Origin of the sequence: Pseudomonas sp. IT-196MI5, from assembly GCF_949767415.1 — a bacterium.
GTDB lineage: Bacteria > Pseudomonadota > Gammaproteobacteria > Pseudomonadales > Pseudomonadaceae > Aquipseudomonas.
The window spans coordinates 569,372-593,804 of record NZ_CATKPZ010000022.1 but is presented as its reverse complement, the minus strand read 5'-3'; the positions used below and the strand labels follow the sequence as shown (position 1 = coordinate 593,804).

The 24,433-nt window shown below is 60.9% G+C and carries 19 protein-coding genes; 7 read left to right on the top strand and 12 right to left on the bottom strand.

What is annotated here, in order from left to right; translation table 11 throughout:
• Positions 1-44: 44 nt before the first annotated feature.
• Positions 45-3,050 (top strand): RHS repeat-associated core domain-containing protein, encoded by a 3,006-nt coding sequence (locus tag ACM6IK_RS17015; RefSeq protein WP_414875244.1) that lies wholly within the window; start codon positions 45-47, stop codon positions 3,048-3,050.
• Here the strand turns inward: ACM6IK_RS17015 and ACM6IK_RS17010 are convergent.
• The 5 genes from ACM6IK_RS17010 to ACM6IK_RS16990 all read right to left on the bottom strand — a co-directional run bounded on the left by ACM6IK_RS17010 (position 3,047) and on the right by ACM6IK_RS16990 (position 7,245).
• On the bottom strand, positions 3,047-3,490 hold the full coding sequence (locus ACM6IK_RS17010) for a hotdog fold thioesterase (protein WP_414875243.1): 444 nt from the start codon (positions 3,488-3,490) through the stop codon (positions 3,047-3,049). The two genes, ACM6IK_RS17015 and ACM6IK_RS17010, sit on opposite strands and share 4 nt — an antisense overlap.
• A gap of 32 nt (positions 3,491-3,522) precedes the next feature.
• Positions 3,523-5,190, bottom strand: coding sequence for an AMP-binding protein (locus ACM6IK_RS17005; RefSeq protein WP_414875242.1), 1,668 nt, complete (start codon positions 5,188-5,190; stop codon positions 3,523-3,525).
• A gap of 197 nt (positions 5,191-5,387) precedes the next feature.
• Positions 5,388-5,843: a phosphohistidine phosphatase SixA gene (gene sixA / locus ACM6IK_RS17000; protein WP_414875241.1), complete on the bottom strand. Its 456-nt coding sequence runs from the start codon at positions 5,841-5,843 to the stop codon at positions 5,388-5,390.
• The gene (locus tag ACM6IK_RS16995) at positions 5,840-6,187 is read right to left on the bottom strand and encodes a DUF4389 domain-containing protein (protein WP_414875240.1); all 348 of its coding nucleotides are present in this window, start codon (positions 6,185-6,187) and stop codon (positions 5,840-5,842) included. The genes sixA and ACM6IK_RS16995 overlap by 4 nt, the downstream gene beginning before the upstream one ends.
• 32 nt (positions 6,188-6,219) lie before the next feature.
• Positions 6,220-7,245, bottom strand: coding sequence for an NAD(P)H-dependent glycerol-3-phosphate dehydrogenase (locus ACM6IK_RS16990; protein ID WP_414875239.1), 1,026 nt, complete (start codon positions 7,243-7,245; stop codon positions 6,220-6,222).
• A 274-nt stretch (positions 7,246-7,519) separates the two neighbouring features.
• On the opposite strand from ACM6IK_RS16990, the gene ACM6IK_RS16985 reads away from it, so the two are divergent.
• The 5 genes from ACM6IK_RS16985 to ACM6IK_RS16965 all read left to right on the top strand — a co-directional run bounded on the left by ACM6IK_RS16985 (position 7,520) and on the right by ACM6IK_RS16965 (position 12,926).
• Complete coding sequence (locus tag ACM6IK_RS16985; protein ID WP_414875238.1) at positions 7,520-8,452, top strand: ABC transporter substrate-binding protein; 933 nt, start codon at positions 7,520-7,522, stop codon at positions 8,450-8,452.
• Entirely contained in the window at positions 8,449-10,350 is a 1,902-nt protein-coding gene (locus ACM6IK_RS16980; protein ID WP_414875237.1) for an ATP-binding protein, read from the top strand. Before ACM6IK_RS16985 ends, ACM6IK_RS16980 begins: the two co-directional genes overlap by 4 nt.
• A 247-nt stretch (positions 10,351-10,597) precedes the next feature.
• Positions 10,598-11,113: a 3-hydroxyacyl-[acyl-carrier-protein] dehydratase FabA gene (gene fabA, locus ACM6IK_RS16975; protein ID WP_003227150.1), complete on the top strand. Its 516-nt coding sequence runs from the start codon at positions 10,598-10,600 to the stop codon at positions 11,111-11,113.
• 11 nt (positions 11,114-11,124) lie between these two features.
• Entirely contained in the window at positions 11,125-12,345 is a 1,221-nt protein-coding gene (gene fabB, locus ACM6IK_RS16970) for a beta-ketoacyl-ACP synthase I (RefSeq protein WP_414875236.1), read from the top strand.
• Between the two features lie 392 nt (positions 12,346-12,737).
• On the top strand, positions 12,738-12,926 hold the full coding sequence (locus ACM6IK_RS16965; protein ID WP_414875235.1) for a hypothetical protein: 189 nt from the start codon (positions 12,738-12,740) through the stop codon (positions 12,924-12,926).
• A 39-nt stretch (positions 12,927-12,965) separates the two neighbouring features.
• Here ACM6IK_RS16965 and ACM6IK_RS16960 read toward each other — a convergent pair whose 3' ends face one another.
• The 7 genes from ACM6IK_RS16960 to ACM6IK_RS16930 all read right to left on the bottom strand — a co-directional run bounded on the left by ACM6IK_RS16960 (position 12,966) and on the right by ACM6IK_RS16930 (position 21,413).
• Entirely contained in the window at positions 12,966-13,508 is a 543-nt protein-coding gene (locus ACM6IK_RS16960) for a DUF2058 domain-containing protein (protein ID WP_414875234.1), read from the bottom strand.
• A gap of 28 nt (positions 13,509-13,536) precedes the next feature.
• The gene (mazG, locus tag ACM6IK_RS16955; protein WP_414875267.1) at positions 13,537-14,370 is read right to left on the bottom strand and encodes a nucleoside triphosphate pyrophosphohydrolase; all 834 of its coding nucleotides are present in this window, start codon (positions 14,368-14,370) and stop codon (positions 13,537-13,539) included.
• 124 nt (positions 14,371-14,494) lie between these two features.
• Positions 14,495-16,738 (bottom strand): GTP diphosphokinase, encoded by a 2,244-nt coding sequence (relA, locus tag ACM6IK_RS16950; RefSeq protein WP_414875233.1) that lies wholly within the window; start codon positions 16,736-16,738, stop codon positions 14,495-14,497.
• Positions 16,739-16,859: 121 nt separating this feature from the next.
• Complete coding sequence (gene rlmD, locus ACM6IK_RS16945; RefSeq protein WP_414875232.1) at positions 16,860-18,212, bottom strand: 23S rRNA (uracil(1939)-C(5))-methyltransferase RlmD; 1,353 nt, start codon at positions 18,210-18,212, stop codon at positions 16,860-16,862.
• The gene (gene cysM, locus ACM6IK_RS16940) at positions 18,212-19,114 is read right to left on the bottom strand and encodes a cysteine synthase CysM (protein WP_414875231.1); all 903 of its coding nucleotides are present in this window, start codon (positions 19,112-19,114) and stop codon (positions 18,212-18,214) included. The genes rlmD and cysM overlap by 1 nt, the downstream gene beginning before the upstream one ends.
• A 168-nt stretch (positions 19,115-19,282) precedes the next feature.
• Positions 19,283-20,704, bottom strand: a complete 1,422-nt coding sequence (locus ACM6IK_RS16935) for a histidine kinase sensor domain-containing protein (RefSeq protein WP_414875230.1) — start codon at positions 20,702-20,704, stop codon at positions 19,283-19,285.
• Complete coding sequence (locus ACM6IK_RS16930; RefSeq protein ID WP_414875229.1) at positions 20,694-21,413, bottom strand: response regulator transcription factor; 720 nt, start codon at positions 21,411-21,413, stop codon at positions 20,694-20,696. The genes ACM6IK_RS16935 and ACM6IK_RS16930 overlap by 11 nt, the downstream gene beginning before the upstream one ends.
• 215 nt (positions 21,414-21,628) lie before the next feature.
• Between ACM6IK_RS16930 and ACM6IK_RS16925 the strand changes: the two genes are divergently transcribed.
• The gene (locus ACM6IK_RS16925; RefSeq protein WP_414875228.1) at positions 21,629-24,382 is read left to right on the top strand and encodes a response regulator; all 2,754 of its coding nucleotides are present in this window, start codon (positions 21,629-21,631) and stop codon (positions 24,380-24,382) included.
• The last annotated feature ends 51 nt before the right edge of the window (positions 24,383-24,433 follow it).

Here is a 24,433-nt window from a genome sequence, read left to right as displayed (position 1 = left end):
GCCACCCGGCATCCAGTGGATAAGAAGGACTGTCCCGCCAAATCATGGGCAAACTCACGATGACCCATGCCAATACTCCGGCCATCCAGGTATTTGACCCGCGCGGGCTGAGCGTGCGCGGTGTGACGTATCACCGGCGCGAGCGCGCGTCGGCACCGCAGCCTTGCATCACCCGGCAGGAATATGACGGCGCCGGTCGCGCTGTGCTGATTCGTGATCCACGTCTGTTCCGTTTGCATCAAGACGGTCAGACGGCAGCCAATCAGCAAAACGTCTTCAGTTTGTCGGGCGCTGTCGTGCTTTCGCTGAACAGCGACGCCGGCTGGCGCCTGGGATTGTTCGGCGCGCACGGGCAAAGTGTTGAAGGCTGGGATCAGAAGCTAAGCCAGGGCCGCGTGAACTATGACCCGCAGTGCCGCCCGATCGCTACGTTCGAGCGCGCATGGCAAGGATCGGAACGCTGTATCGCGCGATTCACCTATGCCGATACCGACGCCGATGCCGGCCGAAACCTGCGCGGTCGGTTGACTCGGCACGACGACACCGCCGGCACCCTGCGCTTCACCGAGTTCAGTCTGAACGCTACGCCGCTGCAGCATGGCCGCACCTTCATCGCCGATCCGCAATGGCTGGTGGACTGGCCCGAGCCGGAGCCGGAGCGCGACGCCTTGCTGGAGAACGGACCAGCCATCACTCGCCTTCACTGCAGTGCCGCCAGTGAGACCATCAGCCAGACCGATGCATTGGGCAACCGGCAGACGTTCATTCATACCTGTGCAGGCGAACTGCGCGAAACTCGCTTGAACCTTGCCGGACAGGCCGATGTAACGACGCTGGTCCGGGACATTCAGTACAACGCCTTCGGCCAGATCGAACAACAACGCGCGGGAAACGGCGTTGTTTCATGTGCGACTTATCGGCCCGACGACGGCCGACTGGAACACCTGAAAGCCTATGTCCCAGGGCAGCCGGCGTTGCAAGACCTGACCTACGAATACGACGCTGTGGGCAATGTCACCTGCATCACCGACGCCTCTGAAGCGACTCACTTCCACCGCAACCAGCGCATCGAGCCAGTCAGTCGCTACCGCTACGACAGCCTCTACCGCCTGATCGAGGCCAGTGGCCGGCAATGGCGCAACGCGCCGGGTGGACCACAGCTACCGGAATTCCAGTCCACCGCCGACCCCGGACAACTGGAAAACTACACGCGTTTCTACAGCTACGATGAGGCCGGCAACCTGACGGTCATGCAGCATCAGGCCGACAGCGCCAGCCGTACCGAACGCACAGCTGTCGCCCGGTTCAGTAATCGCAGTCTGCCCGAAAAGCCCGATGGCGAGCTGCCCGACGAACAGGAAATTACCGTCGGTCATGACCTCAACGGCAACCGTATCGGGCTTCAACCGGGGCAAACCCTGCAATGGGATCTGCGCAACCAACTGCGGCAGGTCGACCAGGTAGTGCGTGAAGATGAACCGGACGATTGCGAATTTTATGTATACGACGGCAGTGGCCTGCGTCAGCGAAAAATCCGTCAGGCCTACACCGGCACATTGATCCGCACCCACGAAACCCGATATTTGCCAGGTGTGGAAGTCCGCACTTCTGCCGACGAGACCTTGCATGTCGTGACGATCAAGGCCGGACGCAGCACGGTGCAAATCCTGCACTGGCAGACTGAACCGCCAGCCGGCATTCCCCAGAACCAGCATCGCTACAGTTTTTCCGACCATTTGGGCTCCAGCGCCCTGGAGCTGGACGCAGCGGCCTTGCTCATCTCCCGGGAAAGTTACTACCCCTACGGCGCAACTTGCTGGTGGGCCGGTCGCAACAAACTCGAAGCCGGCTACAAGACGCTGCGCTATTGCGGCCAGGAACGGGATGCCACCGGGTTGTACTACTACGGTTTGCGCTACTACGTACCCTGGTGCCAACGCTGGCTGAACGCGGACCCGGCGGGAGTTGCCGATGGGTTGAACCTGTATGCCATGGTGCATGGCAATCCGATCGGACACGTGGATTTCCAGGGACTGATCACCGTGGGAGAAGTGTTCAGCGCAGCCGCCGCGACGATTGGCCGTGACGGTGTGAGTGCCCTGGCTGGTGGCGCTCTGCGGTACTTTGCGGGACAAGGACTGACACAATGGGCAAGCACACCCACGGATGATCCGGACATCCAGACGATTGACCCTGGCGTCAATCTGGCGCTGAGCGTAACAGGTGCTGCGGTCGGGGCATTGGCGGGCGGATCCATGGGGATGGGTGCGGGAAGCAATATCGTTTCCCGATACAGCGAAAACCGCGCGGCGCAGTGGATCGGCGCGGCCATGGGTGGACTGGTGGGCGCGGCAGCAGGTGCCGCTGCCCCGCTTTATGCCTATCTGAGCAACCCTGAAGGGTTAAATGAAGTAGCCATCAGCCTCATCAGCAGCGTGGCCGGCAATCTGACAAGGGAAACAGGGCAACGCATCAGCGCAGAACTGGGCTCCAGGCTTACGCTCGCGCCCTCAGGTGTCGCGACGGCCCTGCGCACAGGCGTCTACGGAGGATTGCTGTTCGCCGGCGGCGTGATTCGCGAAGAGCTTCCACCCCTCGCAGACGTCGCCATCAATGCTGCCGTCGAAGGTCTGGATGGCGCATCCATCGTCATGATCAATGCCTGGCGCGGCGGCACCTTCACCCGGGGCACGAATGCATTAAGCAGACCGAATGGCCTGGAAGTGCTGTATGGCTGGGCTACGCGCACGGCCGGGTCAGGCTTGACCGCCTCGCTGACACGCCTGTCCACCCCGCTGACCGATGCCATTGCAAACCCCAATCTACGGACGGGAGTCATTGGTGCGATGGCGACTCCCACCGAAGCCCGAACCTATTTGGGGCAACATGTGCAGCGCGGTACCGCCGAGTTGTTCAGATATGACGATGCGGACTTCACCCTGGACCACTTCACCCAAGCAAACAGGGAGTGGACGGGGCACCCGGACATGCCCGTTGGCAACAGCATTGAAATGACAACGTTCCGTCGCCATGCATCGAGTACTCCTTAACGCGCCGGCGGATTCTCACCCAACGGCACCACCGCCATGGTCAGCCGCGACACGCAACTGGCCTTGCCCTCATCGCTGGTCAGCCGAATGTCCCAGACATGGGTCGTGCGGCCGATGTGGATCGGTTTGGCCACCGCCGTCACCCGCCCGCTGCGCAGGCCGCGCAAATGGTTGGCGTTGATTTCCAGGCCCACGCAATAGAACTTGCTGGCATCGATGCACAGGTAACTGGCCATGGAGCCGACCGACTCGGCCAGCACCACCGAGGCACCGCCGTGCAGCAAGCCGTAAGGCTGGTGAGTGCGATGGTCAATGACCATGCTGGCCGTCAGGGACTCATCATCAAAGGCCTCGAAACGGATGTCCAGCACTTCACCGATGGTGTTTTTCTGGATAGCGTTCAACTGCTCGATGTCGGGAGTGGTGCGCCACAGGCTCATCGCAGGGTTTCCTTGTTGATATTGTTCGTGGATCAATCCTGCCACAGCACCGCTTCGCTGCGCTCGCTCCATTCTTCAAAGCGCTCACCGTAAGCCGCTTCGATCACATTGCGCTTGATCTTCAGGGTCGGGGTGAGAAAGCCGTTTTCCACGGCCCAGCTGCCTTTGACCACCACCAGGCGCCGCAGCCGTTCATGTTTGTCGAGGGCCGCATTGACCTCTTCCAGCAGTTTTTCCAGGCTGGAATGCAAGCCGGCACGCGCGGCCCCACGGGCATCCTGCTGGCCGACCGCCGACAATACGCACAAGCCCAACGGTGCACCCAAGCCATCGCCCACCACGCAGACCTGTTCGATGCGCGAGTGCACGGCCAGACGATTTTCAATCGGCGCCGGGGCCACGTATTTGCCTTTGCTGGTCTTGAAGATTTCCTTCAGGCGTCCGGTCAGGCGCAGATTGCCTTCGGCGTCCTCCTCGCCCTTGTCGCCGGTGCGCAGGAAACCGTCCCCGGTAATGGTATCGGCGGTTTTTTCCGGTTCCTTGTAATAGCCGAGCATGGTCGCGCCACTGCGCACCATGACCTCCCCTGTCTCGGCGATCCGCACTTGGACTTCCGGGCACGGCTTGCCGATCCAGCCCGGTTTGTTCTGGCCCGGCATGCCGATGTGCGAATAGCCGCAGCTTTCAGTCATGCCGTAGACCTCCAGCACATCCAGTCCCAGTTTGCGATACCACTGCAACAAGGTCTGCGGCACCGGTGCAGCGCCGGACAGCGCAATGCGCAACGCATCCAGCCCCAAACCGGCGAGGACTTTATGCCCGACCCGCTTGCCGATGATCGGCAGGCCGAGCAGGAAGTCGAGGCGTTTTGCCGGGATCTTGCCGTACACGCCCATCTGGAATTTGGTCCAGATGCGCGGCACGCCAAACAGTGCGGTCGGGCGCGCACGTTGCAGATCGGTGAGAAAGGTGTCCAGGCTCTCTGCGAAAAATACCGTTTGGCCGGTGTAAATCGATGCCAGTTCGACGAACATCCGTTCGGCAACGTGGCATAGCGGCAAATAGGACAGCAGTCGGTCCGACTCGTTGAGGCCGAACAACGCAGTGCCACGAGTGGTGGCGAACCCCAGGGTGCCAAAACTGTGCATCACGCCTTTGGGCATGCCAGTAGTGCCGGAGGTGTAAATGATGGTCGCCAGTTGATCGGCGGCAGGTTTGGGATCGTCCTGGATCGGCGAGCTGCGTTGCAGGTCGGCCCAACTGAAATCGAACGTACCGGGTGGATGTAGCGGCAGGCTGATGGTCGGCAGATCGGGGCCGACGCCACGGGACATGCCTGGCCAGTCGTCGAGCTTGCCGATGAACGCCAGCAGCGCCTGCGAGTGTTCGAGCACCTGGGCAACGGTCTCGGCGGTGAGGTTGGGGTACAACGGCACCGACACATGCCCGGCCATCCAGATCGCCAGGTCGGCAATGATCCAGTGCGCACAGTTTTTCGAGATCAGGGCGATATGGCTGCCCTGCGGCAGGTCCCGCGCGCGCAACCAATGGGCCGCGCAACGGGCCTGATGAGCGACGTCCGCCCAAGTCAATGTTTCGACCTGTCCACCTGCGACAGGCTGGACCAGAAAGCGCTGGCGGGGATGACGGGCCTCACGCTCGTAGAAAACGTCCAGCGGCAAACGAAAAGCAGCAGACATGACTCGCTCCTGTTTTTTTTGTCTGGAGCAAGCGTAGTCAACCAAGCAAGTGCTTGGTTGACTATTTCATACAAATTTTTTCGGGTGATGACGTACCTGTGGGAGCGTGGCTTGCCCGCGATGCAGGCTCCGCGATTTTTCAGGCAAACCGAGTCGATGCCTTCGCGGGCAAGCCACGCTCCCACAGTAAAGCGGTGTTAAGGGTGCTTGATGCTGTTGAGCTTCATCGACCCGATCAGCAACTCGTCGCCATTGAGTTCGGCCAATCCGGCGGTGCTGACTTTTTCCGGCGGATACCCGGCGCCATGTTGCAGGTAACTCAACAAATGCCCCACCAGCGGGTTGTGGCTGACCAAAAGGACGTTGCTCACCGACACCAGTTGCTCGGCCACCTTGTCCGGCTCCGTGTCCGGTGTCAGCCATTCGACGGTGCGGATTTCCGGCTCGAATCCCAGTGTTTCGCGTACCAGTTGTGCTGTTTGCTGCGCTCGCAGGTACGGGCTGGCGTAAATACCGGTCAGCGGCTGACCCACCAGCTCTGCGGTGATTTTCAATACTTCCTTACGACCGTTATCCGTCAGTTCCCGCTCCGAATCGTGGAGTCGGGCACCGTGCGGTACGGCTTCACCATGACGCATTACCCAGAGTTTCATAGCTTGGGTTCCTCATCTCGAGCCAAATGCGGTGCCGGTGCCACGACATGCGGCGCTTCACCTTCCGGCGTACGCGGCGTTGGCCAATCGGCGAACGGCCAAGGCTTCTGGTCGCTGTGAAAGCTGCCGAAACGACCGATCTGCGCCAGAAACTGGCTCAGGCTGTCGCCGAAATTCATCAGACTGGCGTTCGGGGCGCCATAGATCAAACGATAGATCAACTGCACCAGCACGACGGCGCCGAGGATGAACTGCGCCACTTGCCACACCAGCACGAAGATCACCATCCACAACACACGCAGCAGGATGGACTCGTATTTGGCTTCTACTTTTGGATCGTTCATGCGCAACTCCCTGCTTTTTCTGGCAAGCGTGATTAGTTGAAACCACTGGTGGAAATAAAGTCGACGTCGGTTTTCGGCTCTCCACGCATCAGCAGGCCGATGACCTGCTCCAGCGTGCGCCCCTCGAACAGGATCGCGTGCAGCCCGGCGACCAGCGGCATGTATACGCCAACCTCCTGGGCCTTGGCCTTGAGCACTTTAAGGGTGTTGACCCCTTCGGCGACTTCGCCCAGGCGCGTGACGGCCTCGTCCAGGCTCAGGCCCTGGCCGAGGGCGAAGCCGACCTGATAGTTGCGGCTCTTGGGCGATGAACAGGTCACGATCAGATCGCCCACACCCGCAAGCCCCAGGAAGGTCATCGGGTTGGCGCCCTGATTCACCGCAAAGCGGGTCATTTCCGCCAATGCCCGGGTGATCAGCATGCTCTTGGTATTTTCCCCCATGCCCAGCGCCACCGCCATGCCGGCGATGATCGCGTAAACGTTTTTCAACGCCCCGCCCAGCTCCACACCGAAACGGTCGGCGCTGGCGTAAACACGAAAGGTGCGGCCGTGCAGCGCAGCCTGAACCTGCTGGCAGAGTTCTTCGTCTTCACTGGCGACCACCGTGGCGGTCAGTGCATGTTCGGCGATTTCACGGGCCAGGTTGGGTCCGGACAGGACGCCGATGCGGGCCTGCGGGGCGATCTCTTCGAGGATCTCGCTCATCAGTTTGAATGTGTGGGCTTCGATGCCTTTGGTCAGGCTCACCAGTAATTTACCGGTCAACCGTTCGGCATATGGCACCAGCACCGAGCGCAACGCGCTGGAAGGCAATGCGACAAAACACAGGTCACAGGCGTCCAGGGTGGCTTGCAGGTCGGTGACCGGCGTGACGCCGGGCAGAATCTTGATGCCTTTGAGGTAACGCGGGTTTTCGCGATTGACCCGCATGGCCTCGGCCTGTTCGGGGTCACGCATCCACTGAAGGACCTGAAGCCCATTTTCGGCCAGCAGATTAGCCACGGCGGTTCCAAAACTTCCGCCTCCCAGGACCGCAATCGGGCGCTGTTCAGTCATATGCAATCCGTTAATCCATACCAGTGGCGATGTCGGCATTATACGGGGCAGCCCATCGGCGGCCAGCCCCGACATCAAATACCGGCAGTTGTGGGAAGAAGACCAATAAAACCGCGGAAAATGCGGACATCGTGAATGGAAAAGTCATTCAGCTCGGTTAACATGCGCGCCATCAATCACTGACTGGGATGTGTTGTGTCTCCGGGTGCTCCTTCACCGCATTCCCCTCCGGTACTGGCGCTGATTTTCAGCTCACCGGAGCTGGAACTTTAATATGCCGTATTGCCCGGCCTGGAAAACGCCGTCCCTGCGCCGGCTGCTGGCCGTGCTTTGTCTATTGTTCGGCAGCTTGTTCGATAGCCTGCCGGGTAATGCGGCCGATATTTTGCTCACAGGTGCCGAAGACAGCCCCGATGTGCGGGGGTTTACCCAGGCCCTGAGCGAGTTGCGACCGAACGACAACGTACGCTTCCAGACACTGGCGAGTTTGCCGGTTCCTGACAAACTCCCGCAAAACATCCGCCTGATACTGCTCGACCTGCCCAGCCTCGACTGGCGCCTGCAGGACACCCGGGGTCCGGCGACACTGGTGTTGCGCATCAGCCGCCTGCAAGCCCGGCAACGCTTGAACAATACGCTGCCTGCACACCTTTCCCTGCTATGGAGCGATCCGCCACCGGACCGCCAGTTGCGCTTGACCCGCACTCTGTTGCCCGACGCCAAACGCATCGGCGTGCTCTACGACAAGCACAGTGAATTTCTGTTGAATGAGCTGCGTAATGCCGCCCTCCCCTTGGGTCTGGAGGTGGTCACCCAGCGCTGGGAAAACATTCACGACAGTCGTCCGTTACAGGCCCTGCTGAATAACAGCGACGTGTTGCTGGGCCTGGACGATGCCGACCTGTACAACTCGCAAACCGCAAAGAACCTGCTGCTGAGCAGCTACTCACGGCAAATGGCGCTGATCGGACCCAACGCAGGTTTCGTCAAGGCCGCAAGCCTGGCCAGCACCTACAGCGATCAGAGCGACTGGCTGGCGATCCTCGACGAATTGCTCGACCGGCCACCGGCCACCTGGCCGCGCGCGCACTATCCCCATCGATTCAAGGTCGCGAGCAATCCGCAGGTGGCGCGTTCATTGGGTATCGAACAGATAAACGAAGCGTCGGTCGCCACGTTGCTGGCTGAAGGAGAACGCCGCCCATGAACTTGCGCCGTCGCTGGGACATCAACACGCGCACCCAACTGATCAGCCTCGGCCCTGCACTGCTGCTGACCTTGTTGCTGATCAGCTTCTTCACGTTCGTGCGCATCCAGGATCTGCGTCAGGAAATCACCCACACCGGCCAGTTGATCGCCAATCAACTGGCCCCGGCCACCGAATACGGGGTGATCTCGGGCAACAGCGAAGTGCTCGAAACCTTGCTCAAGGCGACGCTGGCCACGCCCAACGTGAGTTTTCTGGAAGTCCAGGACAGCGCCAACCGTGTTCTGGTGTACGTCGAACAACCGAGCGAACACCAGAATCGCGCGCACCAGCTCGAAGTGTTCCAGGCACCGATACGGCTCCAGCGCATCGCGTTGCACAATGATTTTTTCCAGAGCAGCAAATCCGTGAGCGCGGCCCCTACCGAAGACTATCTCGGCCGGGTGATCGTCGGACTGTCCAATGACGCCTTCAGCCAACGCCAGCAGGGAATCGTGCTCAAGGCCGCCATTCTGGCGCTGTTTGCCCTGCTATTTACCTTCTTCGTGGCCCGGCGTCTGGCGGGCAGCCTGTCGCAACCGATCCGTGATATCGGCAATGCGGTCAAGGCGATCCAGGACGGCGACTACAAAACACCGCTGCCCATTGTCGACGACACCGAGCTGGGGGCGCTGTCGCAACACATCAACAACCTCGCCAGCGGTCTCGAGCAGGCCAGCCGCGAACAGCATCAAGCCATGGCGCAGTTGATCCAGACCCGCGAAGAAGCGGAAAAGGCCAACAACGCCAAATCCGACTTCCTCGCCATGATGAGCCATGAACTGCGCACACCGATGAATGGCGTACTGGGCATGCTGCAGTTGCTGGAAACCACCGACATGACCGAGGAGCAGGTGGAGTACGCCGCGCTGGCCTCGGAATCTACCGAGCACTTGCTCAAGGTCATCAACGACATTCTGGATTTCTCGCGAATCGAACGTTCAGAGCTGGAACTGGAGCACATTGCGTTCAACCTTGTCGAATTGATCGGCAGTTGCGCCCAGTCGTTCCAGCACAGCGCCGGGCAACGCGGCCTCGACCTGCAACTGATAGTCCCCGATGACATGCGCGGCTTGCAGGTCAAGAGCGACCCGACACGCATCCGGCAGATACTGGTCAACCTGATCGGCAATGCGCTGAAGTTCACCGAGCAGGGCCGCATCACCATCGAGGCGCAATGGCAGTCGCTGGACCACGAGTTGCTATGGTTCACCTGCACCGTGCGCGACAGCGGCATCGGCATCCCGGCGCAAAGCCTGGAATTGATGTTCAACGCTTTCCAGCAGGCCGACAGCTCCATTTCAAGGCGCTACGGCGGCACCGGGCTGGGCCTGCCGATTGCCCGTACACTCGCCGAACGCATGGGCGGCACCTTGCGCGCGCAAAGTGAGGAAGGCCGCGGTTCGGTGTTCACCCTGGAAATTCCCCTGGCACTGCACCAGCAGACGCAGACGCTGTTGCCCCCCCGCACGCAAAAAGGCGACAGCGGCGGCGAAGGGCGCAATGTACTGTTGGTCGAAGACAACCCGGTCAACCAGACGGTCATCGAAGCCATGTTGCGCAGCCTGGATTTCAAGGTCAGTCTCGCGGTCGACGGCGCGCAGGCGGTTCGCAGTGCCGAGAGCCTGATTTTCGAAGCGATCCTGATGGATTGCCGCTTGCCGGTCATCGATGGCTATGAAGCCACCCGACAGATCCGCCAATTACCCGGTTGCACCGACCTGCCGATCATCGCGCTGACTGCCAACGCCCTGCAGGGTGACCGCGAAGCCTGTTTGTCGGCCGGGATGAACGATTACCTGGCCAAGCCGTTCAAACGGGCTGATCTGCAGCAAATTCTGCAGCGATGGGTGCAGTAGTACAGGCCTTTCGAGCATCTGCGACTGGCGTGAAAGGCGAAAGTGCGGCAGTCTTAAGCCCCCGAACAAGCCCGAAAAGGGGCTTGAATAATAATTTCAGTGCACAAGTGTACATTCATGTCCTTGGTGCTGTGACTTTCACCACAACGCAATAGTCTATGAGTAGGCTGCCGGTTCGAGGCATGAACGCTTCGATCGGCCGGGAAGATTTGCCCCACCTGCCGCATGGGACTATTGAGGAGCTCGCATGACCAAACAAAACGCCTTTACCCGGGAAGACCTGCTGCGCTGCAGTCGCGGTGAGCTGTTCGGCCCAGGTAACGCGCAACTGCCCGCCCCGAACATGCTGATGGTTGATCGCATCACCCTGATCAGCGAAGAAGGTGGCAAGTACGGCAAAGGTGAATTGGTCGCCGAGCTGGATATCAATCCGGACCTGTGGTTCTTCGCCTGTCACTTCGAAGGCGATCCGGTGATGCCGGGCTGCCTGGGCCTCGACGCCATGTGGCAACTGGTCGGTTTCTTCCTGGGCTGGCAAGGCTTGCCGGGCCGTGGCCGTGCGCTGGGTTCGGGCGAAGTGAAATTCTTCGGCCAGGTCCTGCCGACCGCCAAAAAAGTCACCTATAACATTCATATCAAGCGCGTCCTCAAGGGTAAACTGAACCTGGCCATTGCCGACGGTTCGGTCACTGTCGACGGTCGCGAAATCTACACCGCCGAAGGCCTCCGGGTCGGCGTGTTCACCTCCACTGACAACTTCTAAGGGTTATCCGCATGCGCCGCGTCGTTATCACTGGTCTGGGCATCGTTTCTTGCCTGGGCAATGACAAAGAGACCGTCTCCGCTAACCTGCGTGCAAGCCGCCCTGGCATCCGGTTCAACCCGGAATATGCCGAAATGGGTCTGCGTAGCCAGGTTTCCGGCTCCATTGACCTCAACCTTGAAGAACTGATCGATCGCAAGATCTATCGCTTCGTCGGCCACGCGGCAGGTTATGCCTACCTGGCCATGAAAGACGCCATCACCGACTCCGGCCTGACCGAAGAGCAGGTTTCCAACGTGCGTACCGGCCTGATCGCCGGCTCCGGTGGCGCGTCGACCCTGAACCAGATGGAAGCACTGGACATCCTGCGCGAGAAAGGCGTCAAGCGCGTCGGCCCGTACCGCGTCACGCGGACCATGGGCAGCACCGTTTCGGCATGCCTGGCCACGCCGTTCAAGATCAAGGGTGTGAACTACTCGATCTCCTCCGCTTGCGCCACCAGTGCTCACTGCATCGGTAACGCCATGGAACAGATCCAGCTGGGCAAGCAGGACATCGTTTTCGCCGGCGGCGGTGAAGAAGAACACTGGAGCCAATCGTTCCTGTTCGACGCCATGGGCGCCCTGTCCACCCAGTACAACGAAACCCCGGAAAAAGCTTCCCGTGCCTACGACGCCAAGCGTGACGGTTTCGTCATTGCCGGCGGTGGCGGCATGGTCGTGGTTGAAGAGCTGGAACACGCTCTGGCCCGCGGCGCGAAGATCTACGCGGAAATCGTCGGCTACGGCGCGACCTCCGACGGCTACGACATGGTTGCCCCGAGCGGCGAAGGCGCGATCCGCTGCATGCAGCAGGCGTTGTCCACCGTCGATACCCCGATCGACTACCTGAACACCCACGGCACCTCGACCCCGGTCGGCGACGTCGCGGAAATGAAAGGCGTGCGTGAAGTGTTCGGCGACAAGGCTCCGGCCATCAGCTCCACCAAGAGCCTGTCGGGTCACTCCCTGGGCGCCGCTGGTGTTCACGAAGCGATCTACTGCCTGCTGATGATGGAAGGCAACTTCATTGCCGGCTCCGCCAACATCGACGAGCTGGACCCTGAAGTGGCCGACCTGCCGGTGCTGACCAAGACCCGCGAAAACGCCACCATCAACACCGTGATGAGCAACAGCTTCGGTTTCGGCGGCACCAATGCCACCCTGGTACTGAAGCGCTGGGAAGGTAAGTAATTTCCCGCTGCCAAGCCGCACATGAAAACGCCCCGACTGGTTCGGGGCGTTTTTTTTGCCTTGAGAAAAGCCCAGGACAGACACAAATCCTCTGTAGGAGTGAGCCTGCTCGCGATAGAGGTGTTCCAGTCGACATCACTGGTAACTGACCCACCGCTATCGCGAGCAGGCTCACTCCTACAAGGGTCTGCGGTGCGTTCTGGAGATGAAGCTTTTGTCATGAAACTTAACGCCCTGCGACTGAATGTCGCGGATTGCGCGGGCTGCAGGACTGTTTCCGTTTTTTGCAAAAAACCCTTACCAAACTCAGTCGTTTACTTAGCAAGCTACCAAACTCTATAACAGAGGCCTGCACATGCCTTGCTGCAGATAACAGAGATTGGAGCTAGCAGATGACTGTAAAAGTAACTGAACGCGACGATTCACATAAATCCCACGAGGGGGTAGCCGCCGGTATCCGGATCTGGGACGTACATCAACAAGACCTGCTGGTCGGGATGTTCCATTGCGAGACCGATGCGCAAAACTACAAGGCCGAACTGGAAACCCTGGAGCAGCAACGCGAGTTACAGTCCGCCTGAGAAAACGTGCAGGAGCGAGCTTGCTCGCTCCTGCACGGTTTACCACATCAGGTCATCAGGGATCTTATAGGCGGCGTACGGATCGTCCTCGGCAGCGACCTCTTCGGTTTGCACATTCAATTGCACGATGCGCTGTGGGTCGCGTTCCTGGATCTTCAGTGCCGCCTCGCGCGGAATCACTTCGTAGCCGCCAGCGTGATGCACGATGGCCAGCGAACCGCTGCTGAGCTTGTTACGCATCAGGGTGTTGACGCAGATGCGCTTGACCTTCTTGTCGTCGACGAAGTTGTAATAATCCTCGGTCGTCAATTTCGGCAGGCGCGAGACTTCGATCAATTGCTTGACCTGTGCGGCACGGGCCTTGGCCTCGGCCTTCTCCTGCTGCTGGCGGTTGAGTTCCTGGTCGCGCTTGACCTTCTCGGCCATGGCTTCCTGCGCTGCGCGCTGCTGGGAGTCATCCAGCTCGACCTGGCCTTTGTGGGCCAGGCGTTGTTGTTTCTGCTTGTCTTTGCTGACCTGTTTGGCCTGCTTCTGGTTGACCAGCCCTGCTTTGAGCAACTGGTCGCGAAGGGAAATGCTCATGGTGCTTATTACTCACTTAGGCCACTGCTCAACCGCAGCTGGGCAAATTCTTTTCCTGACGTTTGGCTTCGCCCCACAAGGCGTCCAACTCTTCGAGGGTGCAATCTTCCATGGGACGGCGGGTGTCGCGCAATGCCTGTTCGATAAAACGAAAGCGTCGTTCAAACTTGCCGTTGGCGCCACGCAGTGCGGTTTCCGGATCGACCTTGAGATGCCGCGCCAGATTGACCACGGAAAACAACAGATCGCCGATCTCGTCGGCCACGGCTTCGGGATCGTTTTCCGACATCGCTTCGAGGACTTCATCGAGTTCCTCGCGCACTTTATCGAGCACCGGCAAGGCGTCTGGCCAGTCGAACCCGACCTGCCCTGCGCGCTTCTGCAACTTTGCCGAACGCGACAACGCTGGCAATGCGGCGGGAACATCATCGAGCAACGACAGCTGTTCGGGCGCTGAAGACTTCTCCGCGCGCTCCTCGGCCTTGATCTCTTCCCAACGTTGCTTGACCTGCTCTTCACTCAAACGCGGGACATCCAGCGGCGCATACAGGTCACCGGTGGGGAACACATGGGGATGACGGCGGATCAGCTTGCGGGTGATGCCGTCGACCACGCCGGCGAACTCGAAGCGCCCCTCTTCCCGAGCCAACTGGCTGTAATAAACCACCTGGAACAACAGATCGCCCAGCTCACCCTGCACGTGATCGAAGTCGCCGCGCTCGATGGCGTCGGCGACTTCATAGGCTTCTTCAAGGGTGTGCGGAACGATGGTGGCCCAGCTTTGCTTGAGATCCCACGGGCAACCGTACTGCGGGTCGCGCAGGCGGTTCATGAGGTGTAGCAGGTCTTCAAGGCTATACATCATTTATGTCTCACCACAAAACCTTGTGGGAGCGAGCTTGCTCGCGATAGCAGTGTGCCAGGCGACATTGAAGTTGCCTGACACACCCTCATCGCGAGCAAGCTCGCTCCCACATTAATCACCATCAAGGCGTCCGGTTACGCCGGGTTTCGATGATGTTCGGCAACTGGGAAATCCGCCCCAGCAACCGCCCCAATGCGTCCAGCCCCGGAATCTCGATGGTCAGGGACATCAGCGCGGTGTTGTCCTCCTTGTTCGAGCGGGTGTTGACCGCCAGCACATTGATCCGCTCATTGAGCAGCACCTGCGAGACGTCACGCAGCAGACCGGAACGGTCGTAGGCGCGGATGACGATGTCCACCGGGTAGGTGAGCACCGGCACCGGCCCCCAGCTGACCTGGATGATTCGCTCGGGCTCGCGCCCGGCCAGCTGCAGCACCGAGGCGCAGTCCTGGCGGTGAATGCTCACGCCGCGACCCACGGTGATGTAACCGACGATTGCATCGCCCGGCAACGGCTGGCAGCAGCCGGCCATCTGGGTCATCAGGTTGCCGACACCCTGGATCTGGATATCGCCGCGCTTGCCCGGCTTGTAGCCGGTGGCCTTGCGTGGAATCAGTTCCAGCTGCTCGTTGCCACGCTCCGGCTCGACCAGTTGCTGCGCCAGGTTGACCAGTTGCGCCAGGCGCAGATCCCCGGCGCCAAGGGCAGCGAACAGGTCTTCGGCGGTTTTCATGTTGGCCTTGTCGGCCAGCTTGTCGAAATCCACCGCGGGCAGACCGAGGCGATTGAGCTCGCGCTCAAGCAGCGTTTTACCGGCCGCGACGTTCTGGTCACGAGCCTGCAACTTGAACCAGTGAACGATCTTCGCCCGCGCCCGGGATGTGGTGACGTAACCCAGGTTCGGGTTCAGCCAGTCACGGCTCGGGGTGCCGTGCTTGCTGGTGATGATCTCGACCTGTTCACCGGTCTGCAGGCTGTAGTTGAGCGGCACGATGCGCCCGTTGATCTTGGCGCCGCGGCAGTTGTGACCGATTTCGGTGTGTACGCGGTAGGCGAAGTCCAGCGGTGTCGCACCCTTGGGCAAGTCGATGGCGTGACCGTCCGGGGTAAAGATGTAGACCCGATCGGGCTCGATATCGACCCGCAGCTGTTCCGCCAGGCCACCGATGTCGCCCAGCTCTTCGTGCCATTCGAGTACCTGGCGCAGCCAGGAGATTTTCTCTTCGTAGTGATTGGAGCCGGACTTGACGTCGGTGCCCTTGTAGCGCCAGTGCGCGCACACACCGAGTTCGGCTTCTTCGTGCATCGCATGGGTGCGGATCTGCACTTCCAGCACCTTGCCCTCGGGCCCGATCACCGCCGTGTGCAGCGAGCGATAGCCGTTTTCCTTGGGGTTGGCAATGTAGTCGTCGAACTCTTTCGGAATGTGCCGCCACAGGGTATGGACGATGCCGAGCGCGGTGTAGCAATCGCGCATTTCCGGCACCAGCACGCGAACGGCTCGAACGTCGTAGATCTGGCTGAACTCCAGACCCTTGCGCTGCATTTTGCGCCAGATCGAATAGATGTGTTTGGCCCGGCCGCTGATGTCGGCATCGACGCCGGTGGCCTGCAATTCGTTTTTCAGCTGGCTCATCACGTCGCTGATGAAGCGCTCGCGATCCAGGCGCCGCTCGTGGAGCAATTTGGCGATCTGCTTGTACTGGTCCGGCTCCAGGTAACGGAAGGACAAATCCTCCAGTTCCCACTTGATGTGACCGATACCCAGGCGATGGGCCAGTGGCGCGTAGATGTCGAAGACTTCACGGGCGACGCGGTTGCGTTTTTCGTCGTCGGCGGTCTTCACCGCACGGATGGCGCAAGTACGCTCGGCCAGTTTGATCAGGGCGACGCGAACGTCGTCGACCATGGCCACCAGCATCTTGCGCAGGTTTTCCACCTGGCCCTGGGTGCCCATTACCAAGGATTTTCGCGGGCTCAGGCTGTCGCTGATCGCCGCCATGCGTTGCACGCCGTCGATGAGTTTGGCCACCAACGGGCCGAAGCGCTGGCTGACTGCCGGTAACGGGATCTGGCCTTCGCGCACGCCCCGGTACAGGACCGCGGCGACCAGTGAGTCCTGATCGAGTTTGAGATCGGCGAGAATCTCGGCGATCTCAAGGCCGGTACGGAACGTGGAGTTCCCTTCCGACCAGAGATTCTGTGCCGCATTGGCTTGTTGTTCGGCCTCGCGAGCGTACTCGCAGGCCTCTTTCAAGGCTTCGCGATCCAGTGCCAGATCGACACTCACCGCATGATCGAGCCAAGCCTCGAGATTGATACTGCCGTCGGTGTTGATCGGCTGGTGTGCTCTCACCTGTACCATCTTGCTTACCTTCCCTACGACGCAGATTCAATGCGTCAATTCGCTGACCTTCGTTACCCATGCGCCCACGTCGGGCTGGTGCGCGGCTGCACGGGCGGGCCAGTCGGACCAGACGAGCATCCTAGCTCGCTTCAAATAACGCCATGGCCTCGACATGTGCCGTTTGAGGAAACATATCGAGAATCCCGGCACGTTTTAACCGGTAGCCCTGCTTGATCAATTCGACCGTGTCACGCGCCAGAGTGGCCGGGTTGCACGACACGTACACCAACCGTTCGGCGCCCAGGGTCTTGAGCTTGTGAACAACCTCGAAAGCACCGTCACGCGGTGGGTCCAAGAGTACCGCACAAAAGCCTTCGGCGGCCCATTCGGCGTCCGTCAAAGGCTGGGATAAATCGGCGTGAAAAAACTTCGCGTTATGCAGATTATTGCTAGCTGCATTCGCCGCTGCCCGGTCGACCATCACCTGCACGCCCTCGACCGCCACCACTTCACGAGCGGCCTTGGCCAGTGGCAAGGCAAAGTTGCCCAGGCCACAGAACAGATCGAGTACGCGCTCATCCGCTGTCGGCTTCAACCAGTCCAGCGCCTGGGCGACCATCGCTTCGTTGACTGCGGCGTTGACCTGGATGAAATCCCCGGGACGGTATGCCAGCTCCAGACCCCACTGTTCAAGACGATAGCCCAACGACTGATCGGCCTCGACCGGCTGCGGCTCACCGTCGCCATGCAGCCATAACTGGGCTTCGTGGAACGCGCAGAAATCCTTGAGGATCGTCAGGTCGGCGTCGGACAACGGCGCCATGTGCCGCAGCAAAACCGCCAACGTCGAGCCGCTGAACAACTCCACATGCCCGAGTGCCTGAGGTTTGCTCAAGCGCCGCAGCATCTCCGGCAGGCGGGCCATGATGGGTTGCAAGGGCTGTACCAGCACCGGGCAATCATCGATGCCAACGATGTCCTGGCTGCCGGCGGCACGGAACCCGACTTCGAGTTTCTTCGCCTTCATGTCCCAGCGCACCGCCACACGGGCGCGACGACGGTAGCCGAATTCCGGACCGGTCAATGGTTCGGCCCACTCCTCGGGCGCGACACCGGCGACCCTGGACAATTGCTCGGCGAGCATGCGCTGTTTCAGGGCGAGTTGTTCGTTGTGGGGCAGATGCTGCACGCTGCAACCGCCGCAACGGCCGGCATGGGCGCACGGCGCCGGGCGGCGCAATTCGCTGGCGCTGAACACCCGCTCGGTCCGCGCCTCGACCACTTTGCCGTGGGCACCGAGTACGCGAGCCTCGATTTCTTCGCCGGCCAACGCACCGATGACGAACCAGGTACGACCTTCGAAAAACGCGATACCGCGACCGTCATTGGCCAGGCGCTCGATGGTCAGGCGCTGCTTTTTGCCGGTCGGGATTTGCGGGGCCTTGCTGCCGCCGGTGGGCTGGAAGCGCAGGCCTCTTTCATGTTTGGCCATCAGTTGGGCGCGTCGAAAATGCCGGTCGACAGGTAACGGTCGCCGCGGTCGCAGATGATCGCGACGATCACCGCGTTTTCAACTTCTTTGGACAGGCGCAGCATTGCTGCCACGGCGCCGCCCGAGGACACGCCACAGAAAATGCCTTCTTCGCGGGCCAGACGACGGGTCACGTCTTCGGCTTCGCTTTGGGCCATGTCGACGATCCGGTCCACGCGGTCAGCCTGGTAGATTTTCGGCAGGTATTCCTGAGGCCAGCGGCGGATACCCGGAATCGCCGAACCTTCCATCGGTTGCAGGCCGATGATCTGCACGTTGTCGTTCTGCTCTTTCAAGTAGCGCGACACGCCCATGATGGTCCCGGTGGTGCCCATGGAACTGACGAAATGGGTGATGCTGCCCTGGGTCTGGCGCCAGATTTCCGGGCCAGTGGTGGTGTAGTGCGCCTCGGGATTGTCACCGTTGGCGAACTGATCCAGTACCTTGCCGCGCCCCTCGGCTTCCATCTTCTGCGCGAGGTCACGGGCGCCTTCCATGCCCTGTTCCTGGCTGACCAGAATCAGCTCGGCGCCATAGGCCGTCATGGCCGCCTTGCGCTCGGCGCTGGAGTTGTCCGGCATGATCAGGATCATCCTGTAACCCTTGATCGCGGCGGCCATGGCCAGGGCGATTCCGGTGTTGCCCGACGTCGCTTCGATCAGCGTATCGCCAGGATGGATCTGCCCGCGCAGTTCGGCGCGAGTGATCATCGACAGCGCCGGACGGTCCTTGACCGAACCCGCCGGGTTGTTCCCTTCGAGCTTGAGCAAAAGGGTATTGCTGGTGGCGCCGGGCAGGCGCTGCAAACGAACCAGCGGAGTGTTGCCGACGCAATCGGCGATGGTTGGGTACTGCAAGGTCATGGCGTATTCGCAATCCAGACTGCGGGGGCGTCTATCATACCGGCAAACGTTCGCAGGCCATATCACGCAAAGTATGGTGCTTATGGTTTATGGGAATAAGCCCGGATTCATTGGTGTCTGGAAGGGCCTCTTCGCTGGCAAGCCAGCTCCTACAGTGGACTGAGGTGATCACATACCTGGCGGTTGAAACACACTCAATGTGGGAGCGAGCCTGCTCGCGAAGGCGTCGGCACTGGCGCTATTAACATCTGCCAACAACCGCATATTCAAGCGCAACCCGGTCCCGGTGTTCTGCGCCCAAAGCTGCCCGCCCTGACGTTGTACCGCGTTCCGGGCAATGCTCAAGCCCAGTCCGAATCCACCATTCCCCGGCCGCGAACCGTCAAGTCGGGTGAACGGCAGGAAGATCCGCTCCAGATCAGCTTGCGCCACACCATCGCCCTGATCCTCCAGCCACAGGTGCCAGAAATCGCCATCACGCTGGCCACCCAGCAGGACAATGCCTCCCGCCGGCGAATGACGAATCGCATTGCGCAGAATGTTTTCCAATGCCTGGGCCAGGGTATTGAGATGACCGCGAACCCAGCAGGATGCATCCACCGTGCATTGCAACTGCTTATCGGGCCAGCCACTTTCATAGCAGGCGTTCTCCGTGAGCATTTCCCACAGGGCCTGGATCTGGATCGCTTCGTCGGGCAACCGGGTGCGCTCGGTATCGAGCCAGGCCAGTTGCAACGTGTCTTCCACCAGGCGCTGCATGCCATCGACCTCACGGCCGATGCGTTCGCGCAATGGCTCCAGCCCCTGCTCGCTTTCACTGGCCACCCGCAGGCGGCTCAAAGGCGTACGCAATTCGTGGGACAAGTCGCGCAGCAGTTGCTGCTGCAAGGCCACGGTGCTTTGCAGGCGTTCGGACATATGGTCGAACGCCCGCCCCAGCTCACCCAACTCATCGCTACGATTGGTGGTGCGGCTCGACAGGCGCACATTCAGTTGGTCGGCACGCCAGGCATTGGCCTGTTCACGCAAGTGATTGAGTGGCACCACCAGCAAACGGTAGAGCCCGACGCACAGCAGCAAAGTGAACAGCCCCGGAATCACGCCGTTGGTGATTACCCGCCAGAACACCCGGTATTGCCCAGGCAGAAAGCGTTCGGGCAGTTCGATCACCAGGCTGCCGGCAGATGGGTCACCGGGAAACGGCACGCGCATCCAGGGCCGGCCTTTCTTGTGGATGGGCCAATCGAGGCCACGCAAAAAAGTCAGGCGTTCGACTTCCTTGTCCGTCAGCGATTGGCTGCTCAAGGACTGTAAATCACCGCCGATGACACCGACCCAGCTTTTTTCCCGCTGACGCATGCCTTGCAGCCAGTGATCGACACCGGCGCTCTGGTGCTGCCGCCAAGCCTGCTCGGCTTCGGCGGCGTAGCGCGTCAGGGTGCCGCGGGCCTCATCGGAGAGGAACTGGTTGCGCTGCTCCATGTAACGCCCCCAGGACCAACTCAACCAGATCATCAGCAGACAGAAAGCGACCAATAGACAAGCCAGTTTCCAGAACAGCGAATGCCTGCCCGGCAAGTTACATTTCATCGGTGGCGCACAGGATGTAACCCTTGCCCCATACCGTACGCACTTCGCGCTCGGTGTAACCAATGGCCTTGAGCTTGCGGCGGATCTGGCTGATGTGCATGTCCAGGCTGCGGTCATGGGCCGCATAACCGCGTTGCAGCACCTGTTGATAAAGGAAGGCTTTGCTCAGGACTTCGTCGGCGCTGCGGTGCAGCGTCTCCAGCAGCCGATACTCGCTGCGGGTCAGGCCACCAGCCTGTTCGCCATAAAACACCTCGAAGCTTTCATCGTCGAAACGCAGGCTGTCCATCGTAGGGGCCGGCACTGCGGGTGCGGGCCGGCGGTCGAGTGCCACCCGCCGCAGAATGGCTTCGATGCGCACCCGCAACTCCACCATGCTGAAGGGCTTTGGCAGGTAATCATCGGCCCCCAGGCGAAAGCCGCTGATGCGATCGGCCTCGGCACCGAGGGCCGACATCAGCAACACCGGGGTGGAATGACTCTGGCGCAATTGAGTCAATACCGCCAGGCCGTCCATGCCCGGCAGCAGGATATCCATCAACACCACGTCGAAAGGCTGCCGGCGGGCAATGTCCAGGCCTTCCTGGCCGTTCTGGCACCAGGTCACCTGGAAGCCGCTGCGGTCCAGGTGCTCGTGAACGTAGGCGCCGAGCACAAGGTCGTCTTCGATGGACAGGATTCGAGGGAGGCCAGCAGTGATGGGAGTCATGACTATCTGCAAATAATTCTCAGTTGAGCGATTATTCAAGATTGCCTCGCCAGGGGCAACCCACGGTTTGTCCGTATCGCCAAAGAGTCGCCCGGGCCGACGAATGACTGCACCATTTTTACGAAGATTGCCCGCGAGCAAATCGCTACACTGCGCAAGTGGTGCATGGCGGATGCATGTACGGGCCTATAAATAGCGGGATGCAGGAGAGTTGCGTGCTCAAGAAACTGGGAATCAAAGGCCGCGTGCTGTTGCTGACCCTGCTGCCCACCAGCCTGATGGCGTTGGTGCTGGGGGGGTATTTTACCTGGATGCAACAGGCTGACCTGCAAACCCAGCTCATGCAGCGTGGCGAAATGATCGCCGAGCAGTTGGCTCCACTGACGGCGCCAGCCATGGGCCACCAGGACAACGAACTGCTCGAACGCATCGCCACCCAGGCCCTGGAACAAACCGACGTACGGGCCGTGACCTTCCTGGCTCCCGACCGCACGTTGCTGGCCCACGCCGGCCCGACCATGCTCAATCAGACGCCCTCTGGCAGTGGCACGCAGATGCTGCGCAGCAGCGGCAGCGATGCGACCCGCTATCTGCTGCCGGTATTCGGCAAACACCGCAACCTGGCCGGAGACGTGATTCCCGAAGAAGCAGACCGCCTGCTCGGCTGGGTCGAGCTCGAACTGTCCCATAACGGCATGCTGTTGCGCGGTTACCGCAGCCTGTTCGCCAGCCTGATGTTGATCGCTACGGGACTGATCGGTGCGGCACTGCTGGCCCTGCGCATGGGGCGCACGATCAATCGGCCGTTGAGCCAGATCAAGCAGGCCGTGGCCCAACTCAAGGACGGCCACCTGGAGACCCGCTTGCCGCCCCTCGGCAGCCAGGAACTGGATGAGCTGGCTTCCGGCATCAACCGCATGGCCGGCACCCTGCAAAATGCCCAGGAAGAATTGCAGCACAGCATCGACCAGGCCACCGAAGACGTGCGCCAGAACCTGGAAACCATCGAGATCCAGAACATCGAGCTGGATCTGGCGCGCAAGGAGGCCCTGGAAGCGAGCCGGATCAAGTCCGAATTCCTGGCCAACATGAGCCACGAAATCCGCACGCCGCTCAATGGCATTCTCGGCTTCACCCACCTGTTGCAAAAAAGCGAACTCACCCCGCGCCAGCTCGACTACCTGGGCACCATCGAAAAATCCGCCGACAGCCTGCTGGGCATCATCAACGAGATTCTCGACTTCTCGAAAATCGAAGCGGGCAAGCTGGTGCTCGACCATATTCCGTTCAACCTGCGCGACCTGCTCCAGGACACCTTGACCATCCTCGCCCCGGCCGCCCACGCCAAGCAGCTGGAACTGGTGAGCCTGGTGTATCGGGACACGCCGCTGTCACTGGTGGGCGACCCGCTGCGGCTCAAGCAGATCCTGACGAACCTGGTGAGCAATGCGATCAAGTTCACCCGCGAAGGCACCGTCGTCGCCCGCGCCATGCTCGAAGAAGAACACGAAGACACCGTGCAGTTGCGCATCAGCATTCAGGACACCGGCATCGGCCTGTCGAACCAGGACGTACGCGCCCTGTTCCAGGCCTTCAGTCAGGCCGACAACTCGCTGTCGCGGCAACCGGGCGGCACTGGCCTGGGTCTGGTGATTTCCAAACGCCTGATCGAACAGATGGGCGGCGAGATCGGCGTCGACAGCACGCCGGGGGAAGGGTCGGAATTCTGGATCAGCCTGAGCCTGCCCAAAGCCCGCGACGATGCCGAAGACCTGCCCGCCGCGCCGCTGCTCGGGCGCCGGGTGGCGGTACTGGAAAACCACGAACTGGCCCGGCAGGCGTTGCAGCATCAACTGGAAGACTGTGGCCTCGACACCACACCGTTCAACACCCTGGAAAGCCTGACCAATGGCGTCACCGCCGCCCACCAGACCGATCAGGCGATCGACCTTGCCGTGCTCGGCATCACCAGCAACGACATGCCGCCGGAACGCCTCAACCAGCACATCTGGGACCTCGAGCATCTTGGCTGCAAAGTGCTGGTGCTGTGCCCGACCACGGAACAGACGCTGTTCCATCTTTCCGTGCCCAACCCCCACAGCCAGCTCCAGGCGAAACCGGCCTGTACCCGCAAGTTGCGACGCGCCCTGTCTGATCTGGTCAACCCGCGCCCGATGCGCAGCGAGCCGGGCGAGCCGCTGTCCAGCCGTGCACCGAAGGTGCTTTGCGTCGACGACAATCCGGCCAACCTGATGCTGGTGCAGACCCTGCTCGAAGACATGGGCGCCAATGTGCTCGCCGTGGAAAGCGGCTTTGCCGCCATCAAGGCGGTGCAGAACGAAACATTCGATCTGGTGTTGATGGACGTGCAGATGCCCGGCATGGACGGCCGCCAGAGCACCGAGGCGATCCGCCAATGGGAAAGCGAACGCCATTGCACGCCGCTGCCGATCGTGGCCCTCACCGCCCACGCCATGGCCAACGAAAAACGCGCGATGCTGCAAAGCGGCATGGACGACTACCTGACCAAACCGATCAGCGAACGTCAATTGGCGCAGGTGGTGCTGAAATGGAGCGGCCTGGCGTTGCGCAATCACCGCCCGGAGCGCTCCGGCGATGGGCATGCTGGCGCCCACGAACTGTTGGTACTCGACCACGACGAAGGATTGCGCCTGGCCGCCGGCAAGGCTGATCTGGCGGCGGACATGCTGGCGATGCTGCTGGCGTCCCTGGAGGCTGACCGCGAAGCCATCCGCCTCGCTCAGCAAAGCAACGACCACAACGCCCTGATCGAACGGGTCCATCGCCTGCATGGCGCGACGCGTTACTGCGGCGTACCGCAATTGCGTGCGGCCTGCCAACGCAGCGAAACCCTGCTCAAGCAACGGGACCCGAATGCCAGCGTGGCACTGGAGGAGCTCGACCGGGCGATCAATCGCCTGGCGGCTCAGGCGCGCATGAATGCTTGATGCAGCGCAACTGCGTCAATCAAACATCAGCGTAAGCTCAGCGCAAACCCT

What these genes read in the sequence shown, in the direction of transcription:
- ACM6IK_RS16965 (WP_414875235.1), top strand. Translation starts at nt 12,738, where the DNA reads ATGACTGTAAAAGTAACTGAACGCGACGATTCACATAAATCCCACGAG.
- ACM6IK_RS16980 (WP_414875237.1), top strand. Translation starts at nt 8,449, where the DNA reads ATGAACTTGCGCCGTCGCTGGGACATCAACACGCGCACCCAACTGATC.
- fabB (WP_414875236.1), top strand. Translation starts at nt 11,125, where the DNA reads ATGCGCCGCGTCGTTATCACTGGTCTGGGCATCGTTTCTTGCCTGGGC.
- ACM6IK_RS16995 (WP_414875240.1), bottom strand. Translation starts at nt 6,187, where the DNA reads ATGAACGATCCAAAAGTAGAAGCCAAATACGAGTCCATCCTGCTGCGT.
- relA (WP_414875233.1), bottom strand. Translation starts at nt 16,738, where the DNA reads ATGGTACAGGTGAGAGCACACCAGCCGATCAACACCGACGGCAGTATC.
- rlmD (WP_414875232.1), bottom strand. Translation starts at nt 18,212, where the DNA reads ATGGCCAAACATGAAAGAGGCCTGCGCTTCCAGCCCACCGGCGGCAGC.
- fabA (WP_003227150.1), top strand. Translation starts at nt 10,598, where the DNA reads ATGACCAAACAAAACGCCTTTACCCGGGAAGACCTGCTGCGCTGCAGT.
- ACM6IK_RS16935 (WP_414875230.1), bottom strand. Translation starts at nt 20,704, where the DNA reads ATGAAATGTAACTTGCCGGGCAGGCATTCGCTGTTCTGGAAACTGGCT.
- ACM6IK_RS16985 (WP_414875238.1), top strand. Translation starts at nt 7,520, where the DNA reads ATGCCGTATTGCCCGGCCTGGAAAACGCCGTCCCTGCGCCGGCTGCTG.
- mazG (WP_414875267.1), bottom strand. Translation starts at nt 14,370, where the DNA reads ATGTATAGCCTTGAAGACCTGCTACACCTCATGAACCGCCTGCGCGAC.
- sixA (WP_414875241.1), bottom strand. Translation starts at nt 5,843, where the DNA reads ATGAAACTCTGGGTAATGCGTCATGGTGAAGCCGTACCGCACGGTGCC.
- ACM6IK_RS17010 (WP_414875243.1), bottom strand. Translation starts at nt 3,490, where the DNA reads ATGAGCCTGTGGCGCACCACTCCCGACATCGAGCAGTTGAACGCTATC.
- ACM6IK_RS16960 (WP_414875234.1), bottom strand. Translation starts at nt 13,508, where the DNA reads ATGAGCATTTCCCTTCGCGACCAGTTGCTCAAAGCAGGGCTGGTCAAC.
- ACM6IK_RS17015 (WP_414875244.1), top strand. Translation starts at nt 45, where the DNA reads ATGGGCAAACTCACGATGACCCATGCCAATACTCCGGCCATCCAGGTA.
- cysM (WP_414875231.1), bottom strand. Translation starts at nt 19,114, where the DNA reads ATGACCTTGCAGTACCCAACCATCGCCGATTGCGTCGGCAACACTCCG.
- ACM6IK_RS17005 (WP_414875242.1), bottom strand. Translation starts at nt 5,190, where the DNA reads ATGTCTGCTGCTTTTCGTTTGCCGCTGGACGTTTTCTACGAGCGTGAG.
- ACM6IK_RS16930 (WP_414875229.1), bottom strand. Translation starts at nt 21,413, where the DNA reads ATGACTCCCATCACTGCTGGCCTCCCTCGAATCCTGTCCATCGAAGAC.
- ACM6IK_RS16990 (WP_414875239.1), bottom strand. Translation starts at nt 7,245, where the DNA reads ATGACTGAACAGCGCCCGATTGCGGTCCTGGGAGGCGGAAGTTTTGGA.